Origin of the sequence: Microcoleus pseudofavosus SVA1_A4, assembly GCF_036700565.1 — a bacterium.
Classification (GTDB): domain Bacteria; phylum Cyanobacteriota; class Cyanobacteriia; order Cyanobacteriales; family Microcoleaceae; genus Microcoleus.
Genome location: NZ_JAUBPE010000051.1, coordinates 37,152 through 55,077, shown reverse-complemented (window position 1 = coordinate 55,077; position 17,926 = coordinate 37,152). Strand labels below are relative to the sequence as shown.

The 17,926-nt window shown below is 46.5% G+C and carries 12 protein-coding genes and 2 pseudogenes; 6 read left to right on the top strand and 8 right to left on the bottom strand.

From position 1 onward, the window contains the following. Positions 1-75: 75 nt before the first annotated feature. Positions 76-635 (top strand): annotated as a pseudogene (locus QUA02_RS20975) (transposase); the annotation flags it as partial. Positions 636-840: 205 nt separating this feature from the next. On the opposite strand, the gene QUA02_RS20970 reads toward QUA02_RS20975, so the two are convergent. The 3 genes from QUA02_RS20970 to QUA02_RS20960 all read right to left on the bottom strand — a co-directional run bounded on the left by QUA02_RS20970 (position 841) and on the right by QUA02_RS20960 (position 3,509). Further along, positions 841-2,175, bottom strand: coding sequence for a coiled-coil domain-containing protein (locus QUA02_RS20970; RefSeq protein ID WP_333030335.1), 1,335 nt, complete (start codon positions 2,173-2,175; stop codon positions 841-843). Between the two features lie 273 nt (positions 2,176-2,448). Continuing rightward, entirely contained in the window at positions 2,449-3,117 is a 669-nt protein-coding gene (locus tag QUA02_RS20965; protein ID WP_333030334.1) for a (2Fe-2S) ferredoxin domain-containing protein, read from the bottom strand. Positions 3,118-3,263: 146 nt separating this feature from the next. After that, positions 3,264-3,509 (bottom strand): Asr1405/Asl0597 family protein, encoded by a 246-nt coding sequence (locus QUA02_RS20960; RefSeq protein WP_333030333.1) that lies wholly within the window; start codon positions 3,507-3,509, stop codon positions 3,264-3,266. Positions 3,510-3,866: 357 nt separating this feature from the next. Between QUA02_RS20960 and dpsA the strand changes: the two genes are divergently transcribed. Beyond that, the gene (gene dpsA, locus QUA02_RS20955) at positions 3,867-4,409 is read left to right on the top strand and encodes a DNA starvation/stress protection protein DpsA (RefSeq protein ID WP_333030332.1); all 543 of its coding nucleotides are present in this window, start codon (positions 3,867-3,869) and stop codon (positions 4,407-4,409) included. A 114-nt stretch (positions 4,410-4,523) separates the two neighbouring features. Here dpsA and chlP read toward each other — a convergent pair whose 3' ends face one another. Continuing rightward, on the bottom strand, positions 4,524-5,744 hold the full coding sequence (gene chlP, locus QUA02_RS20950) for a geranylgeranyl reductase (protein WP_333030331.1): 1,221 nt from the start codon (positions 5,742-5,744) through the stop codon (positions 4,524-4,526). Between the two features lie 518 nt (positions 5,745-6,262). On the opposite strand from chlP, the gene QUA02_RS20945 reads away from it, so the two are divergent. Genes QUA02_RS20945 through QUA02_RS20935 form a run of 3 tightly spaced genes read left to right on the top strand, consistent with a single transcriptional unit; the run spans position 6,263 to position 7,505 of the window. Beyond that, positions 6,263-6,658: a hypothetical protein gene (locus QUA02_RS20945; protein ID WP_333030330.1), complete on the top strand. Its 396-nt coding sequence runs from the start codon at positions 6,263-6,265 to the stop codon at positions 6,656-6,658. Between the two features lie 22 nt (positions 6,659-6,680). Further along, positions 6,681-7,073, top strand: a complete 393-nt coding sequence (locus tag QUA02_RS20940) for a hypothetical protein (RefSeq protein WP_333030329.1) — start codon at positions 6,681-6,683, stop codon at positions 7,071-7,073. 9 nt (positions 7,074-7,082) lie between these two features. Beyond that, entirely contained in the window at positions 7,083-7,505 is a 423-nt protein-coding gene (locus tag QUA02_RS20935) for a DUF6575 domain-containing protein (RefSeq protein WP_333030328.1), read from the top strand. A 76-nt stretch (positions 7,506-7,581) separates the two neighbouring features. Here QUA02_RS20935 and QUA02_RS20930 read toward each other — a convergent pair whose 3' ends face one another. The 3 genes and pseudogenes from QUA02_RS20930 to QUA02_RS33680 form a co-directional block, all read right to left on the bottom strand. Then, positions 7,582-8,574, bottom strand: coding sequence for a tetratricopeptide repeat protein (locus QUA02_RS20930; protein WP_333030327.1), 993 nt, complete (start codon positions 8,572-8,574; stop codon positions 7,582-7,584). A gap of 442 nt (positions 8,575-9,016) precedes the next feature. After that, a pseudogene (locus tag QUA02_RS20925) lies at positions 9,017-9,172 on the bottom strand (universal stress protein); the annotation flags it as partial. Positions 9,173-9,497: 325 nt separating this feature from the next. Continuing rightward, positions 9,498-9,659, bottom strand: a complete 162-nt coding sequence (locus QUA02_RS33680; RefSeq protein ID WP_445305190.1) for an IS1/IS1595 family N-terminal zinc-binding domain-containing protein — start codon at positions 9,657-9,659, stop codon at positions 9,498-9,500. A 203-nt stretch (positions 9,660-9,862) separates the two neighbouring features. Between QUA02_RS33680 and QUA02_RS20915 the strand changes: the two genes are divergently transcribed. After that, a complete protein-coding gene (locus QUA02_RS20915) occupies positions 9,863-15,205 on the top strand; it encodes an AAA family ATPase (RefSeq protein WP_333030325.1) in 5,343 nt (1,780 codons plus the stop codon). A 128-nt stretch (positions 15,206-15,333) separates the two neighbouring features. Here the strand turns inward: QUA02_RS20915 and QUA02_RS20910 are convergent. Further along, positions 15,334-17,926, bottom strand: a 2,593-nt coding sequence (locus QUA02_RS20910) for a Calx-beta domain-containing protein (protein ID WP_333030324.1), incomplete at its 5' end; no start/stop codon positions are given.

Genomic DNA, 17,926 nt, shown 5'->3' with positions numbered 1-17,926 from the left:
TTCCCTACAATTGATCGTGGTAGGGAAACGGCACTGCCGTGTCCTCTATATCATTCCGGTGCAGCCGGAATTGATATCAAGCCAAGAATGGTAACAGGAGATAGTTGGTATTCCCGAGTAGAAAACTTAAAATTTTTCAAAAACCAGAAACTGGCTTTTATATTGGGAATACAAAAAAATATAACTGTCTCAAATGAGCCATACAAGTATTGCCAGGTAGGAAATCTGGTTATTCCAGAGGAAGGATTAAGAACTCATGTCAAAGAATTTGGATTTATAAAGTTGTTTAGGAAAAACTTTAAGAAAGAAGACTCTAGACACTATATTTTGTATCTGACCGATGAAGAAAAAATCCCACAGCCATTCGTGAATTTATTACAACTCATGATACCCATTGGGGCATTGAAACCTTTTACAGAGCTATAAAACAAGTATGTGGAATTTGTAGGTTCATGGTTAGAGATACCTATGCAATCAAGACTCATATATTTTGTTCACTTCAAGCTTTTGTTAGATTGAAGTTTATGCGCTCTGAAAAGATAATTAGCAATTGGTATGAAGTCCAAAGGAATCAGTTCACTTTAGTTGTACGCGAGCATATTTTTGCCAACCTTGGCAGTGAGGGCATTATATAGAACACATAGATGATGTTTTTTGTCAATGCGTAAGTCCTATTAAGTTTGTAGTGACGACGGAAGTCTTCAAAGTCTTAAACGAGGCAGGCTCAGTTTCTGGAAGTTTCAGGAACTGTCTTTTTGGTAATTGGTAAGTCTGAGCAATTACCAATTACCAACTAGGAATTCCATCAGTCACAGCTTATTAACTAGCAGCTTCTGTTCGCTATCGAAAACTAGGCAATTCAATTTCAGCTAGCGATCGACGTTTTTTAGAAGGCCGCAGCGGACTGGCAATCAAGGTCAGCCAGTCGGGTTGTGCGACTGCTGTAGATTTGGCCGCACTCGATCGCACTTCTTGAATGCCAAAGGTTTCAACGGAATTCAAAATTTGAAAAGCCCTAGCCAATTCTTGGCTGCCTACTTTGGCAGCAGCAGTTTCGGGTTCAGACTCCGCCACCGGCACTTGAGGTTCCGCAACCGCAGGGGTTCCTTCTGTTTCCGGCTCCTGAGTTTGGTAGGTTTCGCTCTCCTGCAATTGAATGCCGGATACTTGGGCTAATTTGTTGAGTTCCAGATGTGCTGTGGATTCATGGTCGATCGCATCTTCAGCAGCCGCTACATCTGGATGCTCTTCGGGCTCCGACCAAGGTTTGACAGGGGAAGCGTTGAAGGCTGGCGGCAGCGGAACTTGAGAGCTTTTGACCGCCGCCAGCAAAGATTCTAATTGCGCGTTGGCGGTATCCTCGGCACCATCAGGCGGCTCGATAATCGGCGACTTGACTTGCGGCATCTCCAGACTTCTTTCCAAGGCAGCTTTGAATTGCAGGGTATGGCGCTGCTGGCGGTGCAAGCGCGCTCGCAATTCCCTGCAAACATTTTCTGTGGCTACTAGCTGGTGTAACTGTTCGTTGTAGCGCTGCACAGTAGACGCACATTCTCGCTCAACAGCCGCAAGCCTGGTTTGGCTGGTTGCTAACTGACTTCTTAAACTCTCGACAAAAATTTCTTGACCCTGGAGGGTTTGATGGGAAACTTCCACTTTGCCAAACAGCCGCGTCAATTGTTCTTGAGTGTTTTCGAGTGCGGCAGTCCGCTGTTCTAGCAAAGTTTCGCGATTCTGCAAGGTGTTTTGGGACTCTTCGAGAGCTGTTTCTAGCTGCGCGATGCGCTGCAAAAGGTCGCGGTTGCATTCGTGGAGCGCTTGCATTAAGGTGACTGGGGTCGATCCTTTGCCCTTAGCCTGTTCGGCATTCCCAAGCAGATTTTTTAGATTCTCTGAAATCGGGGGCGAGCCCGCCTCTGTCGGCTGTGTCTGAGATTGCGAGTTTTTTGTTTCAGCTTTTGCAGGAATTGCATCTACGCTGATCGCGTTGGGAAAATCTACTGTTTGCCAGTCTTCTTCTGGCTGTTGAGTAACCATTGCGGGAGTGTCTGTCGGATGGGGGGCGATCGGCTCAAAACCCCCAGCAGCAGCCAAATTTGACTGCAATGGTTCGGTATCGGATGGAACAGCAGGGTGCGGTTGGTGCTGATTGGCTCGAAGATCAGCTTCTGACATGGCTTTTTATCCCAATAGTCACAGGGTCTCAGATACAGTCTATCCTTATAGATTCTCCAGAAGGAAGCCCCTAAGCGATAGTTTTTGTCATTTTTCCTGTTTTTGGGACAATAGCCTCTAAATCGATTGGCGCGATCGGACTACAACCCGAACTCAAATTAAGGCGTAAGGTGCGCGCACCGGCACTCGGAAGAGGTGAGTTTTTGGCCGCCAGTCCTATCAAAATAATTTTTCCCGATGTCTAACGCACTCTTTCGGCACCCGCCCGATCGCCTAAGCTTTAACAACTGCAAAATGTTTGTCAATAATTGCTGGAATTTCTGCCGGTGCAATGCGGCTGTAGCGAGTTTTGTCCGGCATCACAACTATATTTGGGCCCGCTTTGCACTGTTTGAGACATCCGGTTCCCTGAACAGTCACTTTGTCTTCTAAACCGCGCGAATTCAAAGCATTTTCTAATGCTTTACAGACTCCTCCAGCGCCCCGCTTCTGGCAGTCTGATTTTTGACATACTAATATTTTGGTTTGGGTTTTTGCTGGAGCTTTTACAGTTTGAGCTACGGTGGGAGAGGTGACTTGGGTTTTGCCGATCGCGCGATCGTCGGATGTCAATACCCCAACAGGCACACTGGTAGAGTCTAGCTGTTCGGGCGAGCGATCGTTCTGGCCCCGAGCCAGCTTGAGGCTGCGAGCTTTAAGTTTTATTTTACCGTTTTTCAAATTGAGTTCTTTCTCACCGACAACTTCAACTTTCAACCCGGGCGTCAAAACAGGCAACAGAAATGTCCGCAATTCCTTGGAAAGTTTAACAAGAAATTCTACTTTGCGATCGTCGTCGCTGCTAATTCGCAAATATTTAAGTTTGCAGCCATCTTCAACAATCAGGCTAAGGATTTCTCCCTCTAAGCTGAATTCGGAAACTTGCTTGCCAGACTTATACATTGTTATAACTCCTTAGTTGAGTGTTCGGTGAAAATTATCGAGCTTGACAAAAAAACGTCGCCACTGAAGGTATTTATCGGTTGAATCGCATCATGATTTTTACTTGGGCTTTCAACCTTCTTCCCTCAAACTTTTTCCTTCTACCTTTAGCCCATTTGCCAGCAGCACTCCAGCCACTGCACCAGTTCGCGCCGAGGGGCACTGACTTGCCTCAACACGCTCATTAACTGAGCCGCTTGTTTGGCAGTGTTGACTTTTGCCCGCAAAGGTTCGTCAACCGCACACCAGCAGGGAATTTCTAGCTCTTGCAAGCGTTTGTAAACTTGCCACCTATCTAGCCAACTAACTTGCACAATGTCACAAACTTCTAATTCTGGATCTGCTGGATTCATTTTTTTTACAACAATAATAATTAGCAGTAATTTTTGAGCCTGACCGATCGCCTGCAGAAGTTAAAAGCCAGATTTCAGCAGAACATCAAGGATTGTCAAAAGCCCTTCCTGAAAAATTCTGCCTTCTGCATTATGCCTTCTGCCTTCAGAAGGTTTGCCCCACTTTCAGGAAGCGTTCAGAACTAGGATCTTTTTAAAGCATAACCCAACTGCTAATTATTCTCAATAGGTTTAGAAATAAATTTTCCTACTCTACAAAATCTTCCACTATCGAGGCAGACCCTGCTTGACTGCTGAATTGAGAGTGCTAAACTGACTCTATTGGCAACAAAGCTGCCTATTGAGAGGAGAACACACATGGCTGAGACTCAGAGTGCATTGAGACCATTTGGCCACATAGCTGAAAACCCAATTTTGTTGGAACATTCAGTCACAGCACCGATTTGTGAAGGAATGAACGCGCTGCTAGCCAGTTTTCAGGCTCTTTACCTGCAATATCAAAAACATCATTTTGTGGTGGAAGGGGCAGAATTTTACTCCTTGCATCAATTCTTTCAAGAAAGCTACGGAGAAGCTCAAGATAGCGTCCACGAATTAGGCGAACGCTTGAACGGATTGGGCGGCATACCGGCGGCGGGTTTTAGCAAGTTAGCCGAACTGTGCTGTTTCGAGCCGGAAGCCGACGGCGTGTTTTCTTGCCGCCAAATGCTGGAACACGATTTGACAGCGGAGCAAGCTATTATAGGTTTGCTGCGGCGTCAAGCAGGACAAGGGGAAAGTTTGGGCGATCGAGCTACGCGCTACCTCTACGAAAAAATCCTGCTAAAAACAGAAGAGCGAGCTTATCACATTTCTCACTTCCTCGCACCGGATACGTTGGTGCAGTTTAGCTTGAACTAACGATTCTTCTTCTTCCTTCGCGCCTTCGCGTTTCGTTATCTTAGTTCTAAAAAAAAGCGAGCAGTTTTCAGACTGCCCGCTTTTTTTATACAAAGTGCGCTTACCCGCAGGGAATTAAGGCGCTAAAGCATTGCCGCGCAACAAGCTACCGATAGTTTTGGCAGTAATCTTCATTTGGATGAAAGGATTTGCCGGCACTACAGTCTTATACAAGTAGCTATCGAATGTGAGTTTCTGCACGTCGCGATCGGCACACATTTCCACAAAAGCTTCGCGAGTAGCATCGGAACGGTAAAACACGCGCTGCAAAATGTCAAGCACTTTGTAAGTAATCCCGTAGGCTTTATCCCACCGCTTCAGATAAAGCTTGATTTCCTGTTCGGTAGGAATGCGCGTACCCTGCTGAGAAATCTCCACAATCGTTTCGGCGCACATCCGGCCAGACTTCGCAGCAAAATAGATACCTTCGCCCGAAGACTTGGTAACGTAACCCGCGGCATCGCCTACGAGAGCAACTCGGCCGACAACCCGGCGGGGACGCGGATGTTCCGGGATCGGGTGAGCTTCCACTTTAATAATCTCACCGCCCATGAGTTTTTTGGCAGCGCGGGCGCGGATGCCTGCTTGCAGCTTTTTAATACTGGCTTGATTGACTTTCATCGTACCGGTACCGACGGCTACGTGGTCGTATTTGGGGAACACCCAAGCGTAGAAGTCGGTAGATACGTCATCGCCGACGTACATTTCGGCTAAGTCGTGGTAGTAAGCCATTTTATCTTCCGGCAGGCGGATGCGTTCTTGGAAGGCGATCGCATAATTGTAATCGCCAGCGTCGATCGCCTTTGCCACGCGGGAGTTGGCGCCGTCAGCCCCAATCACCAAATCCACTTTCAGAGTTTTCTGAATTCCCATTGCGCTGCCGTCGGAGTGGTCGGCATAGTGGAGAGTGTAGGGATCGGTATTGTTGCCGGGAATCTCTAATTTGTGAACTGTGCCGTTAATCAGTTTGGCACCCAAGGAAGCGGCGCGATCGCGCATGAAGCCATCGAGCACTTCGCGGCGGCACATACCGATGTATTCGTGGGCGTTTTCAATATTGATGTCCACCTCGACGTTGGAGGGGGAGATCATTTTCATTTTTCTGACTTGGCGGTCTATGATGCTTTGCGGCAAGTCAAATTCGCTGACCATGCACAGGGGAATCGCCCCACCGCAGGGTTTGGCGTTGTCTAATTTACGCTCGAATAGGTATGTTTCAATTCCTGCTTTTACCAGTGTTTCGGCGGCGGAAGAACCCGCAGGGCCTGAACCTACTACTGCAACCCTTAGTGTCAAAGCTTTTCTCTCCAGTTTTTTTCTATAGGCATTACTCAGGTGTGATGGTATCACGGACTTGGGATGCGGTAGGCGTTCGGGCGGGAGATTTAAATGAAATGAAACAGAGCTTAACAGTTCGATACGAAAATCGGGTTTGGGGCGATGGATGCGATCGAATATCTTAAATGTTTAACGGTAGATGAACGCGGATGGAGGCTAATGTGCGATCGAACATTTTGCACTATTTTCTAAGAACAGGCAAGATGCCTGTTCCACAAAGAATGAATTTTCTGCTTGTGGGGCGGGCTTCTAGCCCGCCCGGACATGAACAGGCTTCCCTAGCCTGTTCCACAAAGAATGAATTTTCTGCTTGTGGGGTGGGCTTCTAGCCCGCCCGCCCTGAACAGGCTAGGGAAGCCTGTTCCACAAAGAGTGCATTTGGTTTTTGTGGGGTGGGCTTCTAGCCCGCCCAGAAGAGGTTAGAACCAGGGCAATAAGTTACATTAAAGTTAGTTCGACTTATATCTAAAATTCTTATGCTCGGTAATTTTCAACAAAGCAACCTGCGGATTGAGATTGAAGCTTCGGAAACAGCGATTAGGGACAGCTTGTTGCGTCCGAGTCAATTGCAGCAGTGGATGTGGCCGCAGCAGTTGTCTAGCGGTTTGCCAGAAGAATTTTCGCAAGGTTTGACGTTTACGAGTTGGCTTGGCCCGGTGGCCGTTGGGCATCACGTTGATATTGCTGAGCCGAATTGTCTGCGGCTGTTATTGAGTCAGGGAATTGACGGGTTTCACGAGTGGTATTGGGGCGACGGATGGGTGCAGTCTCGCTTGGAGGGAGTGTCTCTGTTGCCGCTAAATTTGGGGCAAACCGCTAGTTTGTTGAGGCTGCGGGAGTTTTTGGGGAAGAGTAAGGGAAAGGGGAAGTAGAGAAGTCGATCGAAATCATAATATGGAGTGGCCAGACTGTTTCCCACCCGATTGCCCGCCAAACGACGCTAAAGGGCCGTGCGATCGAGTTTACCGCTTAATTCAACAAGATTCTGCAACGGCTGATGATTTTTTGACAGTCCGCCAACTTTACCCAAATCGGCAATTTCTCGACAGCGAAAAAGAATGCCGTTCCTGTGCTCTCTCTGTTTTTAGCTCAAGAGATGATGTCACGGTCAACCGCAGAACTGGTAGGTTTAAAAATATGAAAGTTGCTGTGGCAAATTTGACTCCCGATTCAGGACGAATCAAGCACACTCCCTCACCGGGGACTAAGAATTCTCACCACAGTTGGTGGGTTCCAGTTAACGTTGAAGCCTTGACTTTATTTGAAGCTGTTGATGTCAGTGAGTGAGATATAGTTATGAGCCTGCTTCCAGAGTCTACTCATCTAGGCAAATTGGAAATTATCGAAGTGTACGAGTATTACGATGTACCGTGCCTATTTGCTTGCCGAAATGCGTCAGAACAGATATTTCTTGCGGTTTGGGCAAGCCAAACAAAAGAAATGGGAAAATGGCTTTATGTTCCCATGTCTATAGGTCGGTTTAAACGGGTTCGGTCTGGAAGTATCGATCTGCGAGATACTTTTTTAACCGCTGAGGATGGTTTTGTTTATGAAGTCATCCTCCCCTGCGACGATAGTTTTGATAAGGTAATAGCCGTTTCTTGTCAAGAACTAAATGATGAATGGCTGCCTGTGGCTGGTGAGTTGCTTGATTTTGGTAGCGAACCTCTGCCTGCATTATTGTTGCAAAAGCAAGAGACCAGAAACCCGGTTTCTTGATTAATTTTTAGCTACCAAACCCAGGATTATTTAGAGAAACCCGATTGATGAGTGTAAGTCGTATTTCAGGTTATCGCTACTGTGCCGATAACTTTTTTATTTGGTTAAGAGCATCTTGGTAATCACTTCTGCTTTTTATTTGTTCATTGCAGTTAGCGGCTTTGTCTATTTGTTGAGCGCAATAGTAAGTGGCTCGGTTTGTTTGTTTGTTGTAGAAGTAAGCGGCTTTTTTATAATCGGAGATCGCCTCTGCTTTTTTCCCTTGGTCAGACTTGGCATTACCCCGCTTTTTGTAGGCCTCAATATAGTCGGGTTCAATGTCTATCACCTTAGTATAATCGGCGATCGCCTGTTCTTTTTTCCCAAGGTCATACTTGGCATTACCCCGACTGTAGTAGGCATCAATATATGTGGGACTAATGTCGATCGCCTTAGTATAATCCGCGATCGCCTCTGCTTTTTTCCCTAGAGCAGACTTGACATTACCCCGACGGACGTAAACAGGAGTATATTTGGGGAAAATGTCGATCGCCTTATTAAAATCTGCGATCGCCTCTGCTTTTTTTCCTAGGTTATCCTTGGCTACACCCCGATCGAAGTAGATACCAGCTTTGTCGGGGGGATTAAGGTCGATCGCCTTATTAAAATCTGCGATCGCCTCTGCTTTTTTCCCTAGTCTATACTTGGCATAACCCCGACTGGCGTAGGCATCAGCATTCTTTGGATTTAACTCAATCGCCTTAGAATAATCAGCAATAGCCTTCGTCCTTTCCCCCATAACAGAGTATAACCACGCTCGATTGTTGTAGACATCAGCATTCTTTGGATTTAACTCGATCGCCTTAGAATAATCAGCAATAGCCTTCGTCCTTTCCCCCTGGTTATAGTAGGCTAAACCCCGCTTGTAGTAAGCATCAGCATTCTTTAGATTCAACTCTTTGCTCTCTTGCCTACTAGCTTGAGTGGAGGTAGCGGGAACCGAAGTTGTAGTCGAACAGGCCGTCATCCCAAACACGGTCAAAACTACAGCCATAATTTGCCAAATCAAGCGAAGCGGTTTTGTATTCATGGCCTAATCTTACAGTTATTGAGTTTTAATTAAGCTGCTTCCCCGACGGTTTAAAAGATTACCCACTCCCTATAACCAGTTTATTAAGTCAAAGTGGATTTGGCAAGAAATAGTTAGCACAGGACGCTTCTACCCGATAAGCTCCCAATTCTCCTGTCCTGCCGTTTTTAGGCAGACTAGGGAATGAAAACTCATATTTAGTATCGCCTCAGCTCGATTTTTGACAAAACCGATTAATTACATATTTCCGAATCACAGGCTGCAACCTAAACAAATCCTGACCGACTTCTGTCTCAATCAACGATCGCCAATTAGGCAACTTCAAAACATTTATCTCTAACTAACTAGATATATTTTCCGAAATTTCATCTCGCAATCTATTAGTGAAATAAGTATGTTGGTTGAGGTAAATGCGATCGACTCTTTCATTTACCGCCCTGACTTACTTCGATCGCACCACCAACACCGAACAAGGAGCCTCAGCCACAACCTCAGCACTCACCGAACCCTCCAAAATCCGTTTTACACCAGTCAAACCCCGACAGCCGATCGCAATTAAATCCGCCTTATAAATATTAGCTAAACGCACAATTTCCTCTCACCGCGACTATAACCTGTCACAGCCATTACTTCTGGGGTGTTTTTTCCGATCGCTAAAAGCCAAATAATTTGATAATTACGAGCACAAGTCGGTGTTTTGCCTTCACCGAAACGAGCAATCAAGTTCATCTATACTCAGATCGGGTGCGCTCGTAATTCGTTTGGGCATTCTTTATCTGACGGGGGGTGGTGTTGCTCTGGATTATATCCTTGTTTATCGACCGGACATGATATGATGCCAATTTTTGATTAATATAGTATTGCCACCAGCGGGGCGACACCCCCGTGACTCTGACCATCCCGGCTCAAGATATTTTTTCTTGCTAAAGCCGCTCTCTCGATTCTTTGGTTTCTTCTGAAATCGGTTGATGTCTGGGGTTTTGAACAAACTGCCCGTGACAATCTCTACATTTAAAGTGTTGCTTACCGCTGTGGGTAGGGCCATTTTTAACGATGTTTGGATAACCGCAACGGGGACAATTCATGGAATGGAGAATTTACCTGGCTTAGATACGTAGCATGATAACTCCTTACCCTTACTATGCCAGACTACCTGAAAGCCACTTCCCTGCCGCAAAACTAAACCTTTGTGATAAAAACACAATTTGTTCTTTTCTAAAGCGTTATTCTCAAAACAACGAACCGGGTGCGTTTTGACGAAGCGTTAATTTTTACCCTAAAAATAAATATGCTCTCCATTCCAGGCATTGCCATCGTGACGCTGCTTTACGAAAGTGCCAACTCCCTCGTTTACCGGGCCATTCGGGAAGCAGATCGCCAACCCCTCATCCTCAAACTTCTCAAAGAGAGCTACCCCACACCTCAAGAATTGCTGCGCTACCGCACCGAATACCGCATCACCAGAGAGCTGAAAGAGGCGGGAGTCGTGCAAGTCTATGAGTTGCAAAAATACCAAAACAGCCTCGTGATGTTTGTGGAGGACTTTGGCGGCGAATCCTTGAAAATTTGGATGCAGCAGCAAAAGTTTAGCCTAAAGGAGTTTCTGCAAATTGCGATCGCCACAACTGAAACTTTAGGGCAAATTCACAGCGCCAACATCATCCACAAAGATATTAACCCTTCTAATATAGTATTCAATCCAGCGACGGGGCAGATCAAAATTATCGACTTTGGCATTTCTACTCAGTTAACGCGAGAAACGCCGACCCTGAAAAACCCCAACGTTTTAGAAGGCACCCTCGCTTACATCTCGCCAGAACAAACCGGCAGGATGAACCGCGCTCTCGATTACCGCACTGACTTTTACTCGCTGGGCGTCACCTTCTACGAATTGCTGACAGGAAAACTGCCTTTTGACACAGAAGATGCTTTAGAACTGGTTCACTGCCACATTGCTAGACAGCCAGTTCCTCCGCACGAAATCGAGCCAATAATTCCCCTAATCCTGTCCCAAATTATCAATAAATTGATGGCGAAAAATGCCGAAAACCGCTATCAAACTGCCTTGGGGCTAAAGCACGATTTAGAGAGTTGTCTGGTTCAATTACAAGGAACAGGTAAAATTGAGCAGTTTGCCTTGGGAACGCGGGATATTACCGACCGTTTCCTGATTCCCGAAAAACTCTACGGCAGAGAAACTGAAGTTTCTAATCTATTAGCAGCCTTTGAACGAGTCAGTACGGGTAGCGCCGAAATGATGCTGGTAGCTGGTTTCTCGGGGATTGGAAAAACGGCAGTAGTGAACGAAGTCCACAAGCCGATCGCCAGACAGCGGGGCTATTTTATTAAAGGCAAATACGACCAATTTGGGCGAAATATTCCTTTCTCAGCATTTGTGCAAGCATTTCGGGAATTGATGGGACAGTTGCTATCAGAAAGTGACGCTCAATTACAAACATGGAAAACCCTGATTCTGACAGCAGTAGGCGAGAGTGGGCAAGTGCTGATTGAAGTGATTCCTGAGTTGGAACGCATTATTGGCACTCAACCGACTGCGCTAGAACTGTCGGGGAGTGCCGCCCAAAATCGCTTCAATCTGCTGATGCAAAAGTTTGTGCAAGTATTTACCCAAGCAGAACATCCCTTAGTGATGTTTTTGGATGATTTGCAGTGGGCGGATTCGGCATCTTTGAAATTGCTACAACTGTTGATGGGGGATACGGGGCATCTGTTAGTATTGGGTGCTTATAGAGATAATGAAGTCTCCCCTGTCCATCCGTTTATGTTGACGATCGATGAGATTATCAAGTCTGGGGCAGTGGTGAATACTATTACTCTGCAACCGTTGAGCCAAGGATATCTGAATCAATTGGTTGCAGATACATTGATTTGTAATTTATCTTTGGCCGGACCCTTGACAGAATTGGTTTATCAAAAAACCAAAGGTAATCCCTTTTTCTCTACCCAATTCCTCAAGTCGTTGCATGAAGATGGTCAAATTATCTTTGACTGGGATGTACGGCATTGGCAGTGCGATATCGATCGAGTTACATTTGCCGACGCCTCGGATGTGGTGGAGTTTATGGCGGTGCAATTGCAGAAGTTGCCTGCCGAAACTCAGGATGTTCTCAAACTTGCCGCGTGCATAGGGGCGCAGTTTGATTTAGATACATTGGCAATAGTCAACGAAGAACTACCAGAAGCAACGGCATCAGCACTGTGGAAAGCCTTGCAAGAGGGACTTATTTTAATGATGGCAGAAGGCTATGATTTAATTCAAACAGATGCTCAATTCCCTACTCATTCTGTTGCTAATCCAACTTATAAGTTCCTGCACGATCGGGTGCAGCAAGCGGCTTATTCCTTGATTCCCAACGACAAAAAACAAGCCACTCATCTCAAAATCGGACAGTTACTGCTACAAAAATCTTCGGAGAGCGAAATAGAGGAAAAACTCTTTGATATTGTGGGGCATTTAAATCTAGGAATTGAGTTGATCTATCAATTAAGCGAACGAGAAGCCTTAGCTCAACTAAACTTAGAAGCGGGACGTAAAGCCAGAAGTTCTACTGCCTACACTGCGGCAAATATCTATCTCCAAACGGGAATCGATCTACTGAGGGCTAACTGCTGGCTTCTTCAGTATGAGTTGACCCTGAATCTTTATGTTGCTGCTGCCGAAATTGCCTATTTGAATGGTGACTTTGATGGTATGGAACAGATGGCAGCGCAGGTTTTGCAAAAAGCCCAAACAATTTTAGACAAAGTTAAAATTTACGCAATTCAAATTGCCGCCCGGTCAGCCCAGAGCCAGATCGTAGAAGCGATCGCAGTAGCAAGAGATGCACTCTTACAATTGGGAGTTGAACTCCCTGCCGAACCTGATGAAGTTAAGATGGGCAAAGCGCTACAGAGCCTTGGCAGCCAACTCCAAGACATCCGAATTGAGGAACTGGTTGACCTGCCTGTGATGACAAATCCACAGACTCAGGCAGCCATGCAACTGTTAGGAATGTTGTTTCCAACCATTTTCCAGGGAATGCCGGGTTTGCTGCCTCTTCTTAGCTGCACGATGGTGAGTTTATCGCTCTCCTTTGGGAATGCACCCGCATCGACGGTGGGGTATGCGATTCACGGAATGGTGCTGTGTGCCTTTTTGGGAGAGGTAGAAACGGGCTATGGATTTGGGCAATTGGCACTCTCATTGCTCGATCGGTTCAATGTGCGGGAATTGAAGTCTATAATTCTCCTTTTGTTTGGTGGCTGGATTCAGCATCATCAAGAAGCTGTGAGGGCCACGATACCGATGCTGAAAGATGGCTTTACGGCTGGCATGGAAACTGGCGACTTTCTAGACGCTGGCTACAGCATAAGTATTTACTTTGATGCCAACTTTTTTGGTGGGGTAGAACTAGATACTTGGGAAACCGAAATAGTAAGTTACAGTGCTGCCTTGGCTCAGGTGAAGCAGTATTCTGCTCGGGTTTATTTGGATATGAAGCAGCAGATGGTGCGGAACTTGAGGGAAGCCGATATTCTGTCAGATTGCTTAATCGGCGAGGCCTACGATGAAACGGCGATGATTCCTAAGCACCATCAGAACAATGACCTGACGGCGATCGCTGCTGTCTACATCTACAAACTGTTGCTTGCTTACTGGTTAGGGAATTACACCGCTGCCCTAGACAATATTGCCCAAGCCAAGCCGTATTTAATGGCAGTATCGGGATTTGTTTTTGTTCCCATTTTCCATTTCTATGCAGCCCTTACCCACCTGGCACTCTTCCCCACACAGCCAGAAATAGAGCAAGCTGAAATTCTTACCCAGGTGGAAACTCATCAAACCACGCTGCAACAGTGGGCGCAAAATGCCCCCATGAATTATCTGCATAAATGGCACTTAGTTGAGGCAGAACGGCAACGGGTGTCCGGCAATAAAGCCGAGGCGATTGAAATGTACGATCGCGCCATTTCTGGAGCCCAAGAAAACAAATATGTTAATGACGAAGCCTTGGCAAACGAACTAGCCGCCAAATTCTACTGGGAATGGGGCAAAACAAAAGTTGCTCAAGCCTACATATTTGAGGCGTATTATTGTTATGTTGAATGGGGAGCCACTGCTAAGGTAACGGATTTAGAAACGCGATATCCCCACTTATTCGCGGTAACTCAACCGGGAAGGAACAACACTAAAACTACGGTAGCAATGACAACAACTGGTTCGGGTAATAGCCTAGATATCAGCGCAGTCATGAAGGCTTCTCAGGCGATTTCCGGCGAAATATTGCTGGATAAACTACTGTCTAGCTTGATGAAAATTTTGATGGAAAATGCAGGGGCGCAAAGAGGATATCTGATTTTGTCAAGCCAGGAAAAGCTGTTAATTGAAGCTGAAGGTACAATCGATGACGAACAAGTCACCGTGTTGCAGTCAATCCCGGTTGAGAATTGTCAAGAACTTTCCTCTGCTATTGTCAATTATGTGTCCCGCACTCAAGAAAGTGTGGTACTAGATGATGCTGCGCGATCGGGACAATTTACCAACGACCCCCACATCCGAAAGCATCAGCCTAAATCAATTTTATGCGTGCCGCTGATTAACCAATCTCAAATCGTCAGTATTGTTTACCTAGAAAATAATCTGACAGCCGGAGCTTTTACGCCAGAAAGAGTAGAACTATTAAAAGTGTTATCTGGACAGGCTGCTATCTCAATGCAAAATTCTAAACTCTATACAGAAGTCCGCGAAAATGAAAGCAGGCTGGCTCAACTCAACAAAGCTTACGAGCGATTTGTTCCCCATCAATTCCTCCAGTTTTTAGAGAAATCAAGCATCATTGATGTGGAATTGGGCGACCAAGTTCAGTTAGAAATGTCGGTGTTGTTTTCCGACATTCGCGACTTCACCACGCTTTCGGAAACTATGACGCCGGAGGATAATTTCAAATTTATTAATTCTTATCTTTCTCGCATGGAACCCGTCATTAATGAAAATAAGGGGTTTATCGACAAATATATTGGCGATGCGATTATGGCGCTATTTAGCGGCGAGGCGGATAATGCGGTGAAAGCGGGAATTGCTATGCTGAACCGCCTCGTTGAATACAATCAATACTGCGCTAACGCTGGCTGTGCGCCGATTCAGATTGGGATTGGGATTAATACGGGTTCTTTGATGCTGGGAACTGTGGGAGGACCAAATCGCATGGACGGGACAGTCATCAGCGATGCGGTGAATTTAGCTTCTCGTGTGGAAAGTTTGACAAAAAATTATGGGGTGTCGCTGTTAATTACCCAGCCAACTTATGCGCGCCTGAAAAATCCATCCCAGTACGCAATCCGCACTCTCGATACGGTAAAAGTCAAGGGAAAATCAGAAGCGGTGACGGTTTATGAGGTGTTTGATGCAGATCCGCTAGAAATTAAAGAGGGCAAGTTAGCTACGCTGGAATTGTTTGCGGAAGCGAGGGCAATTTACTTGGAAGGGAATGTGGCTGAAGCGACGCGGTTGTTTTCCGAGTGTTGGCGTCAGAATCAGGGCGATCGCGTGGCTAAAATTTATTGGGAACGCTGTCAGTCTGCATTGGGGACTCGCACAAAAATCAAAGACAGGCTACACAATTTAAATTAAGCGGTTGCTATACCTGAAAATCACAGCAAAAGTGCGATCGACTGCTGAGACACCCTACCAACTAGGCGATCGAAATCGGGTAGGTATGTTGTTGCGCTTTAGCGCTAAAGCGCAACAACATACGAAGTCTAAAAAGTTACTGCCTGAACTATACTGCTGGCAGTGACTCCTTTCAAGACAGCTAAATATTCCCCTGTTACCTGATACTGAATTATAGTATCGCTAACAAAAGCGCCGGTTCCTTGAAAAATATTTAACTGGCTAAAAGCAAGGGGGCTAATTAAATCAATTTTGTCTTGATTTAGGGTAAAATCAGCAATCGCATCAGCAGAGGCTAAGTCTGTTCCACCAGTATCGATCGCGATCGCAAACACATCAAAACCCAATCCGCCTGTGAGAGTGTCGGCCCCCATTTCTCCAAATAAGTAGTCATTGCCCCCGTCGCCAAACACTATATCGTCGCCATCGCCGCTGTAAATGCGATCGTTTTCCTTACCTGAGTAAATCAAGTCAGTACCGCCGTCGCCCTGAATAAAATCAATCCCTTGGCCGCCAAAAATAATGTCATTCCCATCACCGCCGCTGATACCGTCATCCCCTTTTTGTCCGTAAAGCAAGTCATCTCCTGCTTTGCCATCAAGATAATCATTGCCGGGGCGTGCGTGGATAATATCATTCAATGCCGATCCTGTGACGCGATCGTCCTTATCTGTCAAACCGATTACTGACTTTTGCGACAGGGTTTTGACATCACCGGGGCTGTCATTATCGCTGATATTGACTGCGAGAGGGGCGGCAAAATTATTATACAATGTATCAGTGCTGGTAGTGGCGTGGCTAATTGTGCTTACACGATCGCCCTCAACAACCGCATCGTCAACCGCAGTCACCGTTACCGTTTGAGCTACATTCCAATTGGCGGAAGTAAAAGTAAGGGCAGGTTGGCTGACAGTAACTTGGGTTCCAGGAGTAATAGCTACGGTGACATTAGCAGTTGGCTGAGTATTTAGTCGCACTTTGTATATATCATTGCCCAAGCTTTCGAGTACGTTGGTACTGCCAAGTGGTTCAAGGAAAATGACAGCGGGAGTACCTAGAGTCGGCGTTGGAGTCGGAGTCGGCGTCGGAGTCGGAGTTGTTGTTGGAGTGGGAGTTATTGTCGGAGTCGGAGTTGGAGTCGGTGTTGTTGTTGGAGTTGGAGTTATTGTCGGAGTCGGAGTTGGAGTCGGAGTTATTGTCGGAGTCGGAGTTGGCGTTGGAGTCGGTGTTGTTGTCGGAGTCGGAGTTGGCGTTGGAGTCGGTGTTGTTGTCGGAGTCGGAGTTGGCGTTGGAGTCGGACTTGTTGTCGGAGTTGGAGTTGGAGTCGGTGTTGTTGTTGGCGCAGTGTCGTTATCAGTAATAGCGACGCTAACAGTCGAAATTGTGATGCCGTTATAATTAACATCGCTACTGGTAGCGGTAGGCGCGATCGCACCTGTATGATTTCCTTCAACTAAATTATCGTCAAGAGCAACAACCGCAACAGTTTGAGTTACATTCCAATTAGTGCTGTCAAAATTGATCGACGAAATCGGATTAATTTGACTGCCTGTATCAAAGCTAATCGTAACAGGTGCCGTCGGCTGAGTATTTAACTTAACACTGTAACTTCCAGTTGCACCGCCTTCAGTCGCAGTCGTGCTGGTAGTGTTAACGGTGAAACCTGCGGTGTCATCATTAGTGACAGTTGTTGCGCCCGCATCAGCGGTAATAGTAGGAGTTGAACCTGGTGCGACAGGATTAGACAAGGTGAGGGTAACAGTTTCGTCAGGTTCGATCGCACTGTCGCCTAATACATCGAGAGTAATCGTTTTGGATGTCTCGCCAGCGGCGAAAGCGATCGTGCCAGTTGCACCCGTTGTCCCAGAAGTGCCGCCGATATTATTGTAATCGCTGACGTTGGTAGCAGTTCCGGCGATCGCATAATTGACGCTACTCGCTACACCAGCACCGCCGCTACGAATCACCGTAAAAGTCAGAGGAGTTGTGCCGGTATTGCCTTCGGGAATGCTGGCAATACCAGCGGCGACGGCATAAGAAACAGTACCGTTAGCAGCAATAGTTAGTGTGGTTTGTTTTGTTGTACCTGCAACCCCACCGGTGATTGTGCCAAAGTTGAGAATTGCGGTTTCGGCGTTTTCAGCTATGTTGTCAGGTTTGATAGTAACTGCAACATTTTGAGTGAGTGCGGCACCTGTTGCACCTGCGGGGAAAGTAACAGTTACAGGCGAAAAAGTGTAGTCAGAAATTTCGGTGCCTGTGGTGTTGGGGTCGATTGCGATCGGCACTGTCACGTCAGCGGTGGGAGTGTCGCTGAGAGTGACGGGGATATTAACTACCGTGTCTGTTGTTCCTTCTATTTCGCTGTAGGTGGCCGCGCCGAAATTCACCGCCGGGGGTGTATTCAGCAAAATTGAAACATTGTCGGAGTTCGTTACTGCTAAGTCGGGGAAAGAGTCGCCGTTAAAATTGCCGGATGCGATCGCGATCGGACTTGTTCCCGCTGTAAAGTTGGCGGGGGCACTAAAGCTGCCGATGCCATTTCCCATCAGAATTGAGACACCGCTGCTGCTTGCCACAGCTAAGTCGAGTTTGCTGTCTCCGTTAAAGTCGCTGGCGACAATACCTTGCGGGTCTGTCCCCACTGAAAAATTGGTGGCACTGCCAAAGCCACCAGTACCA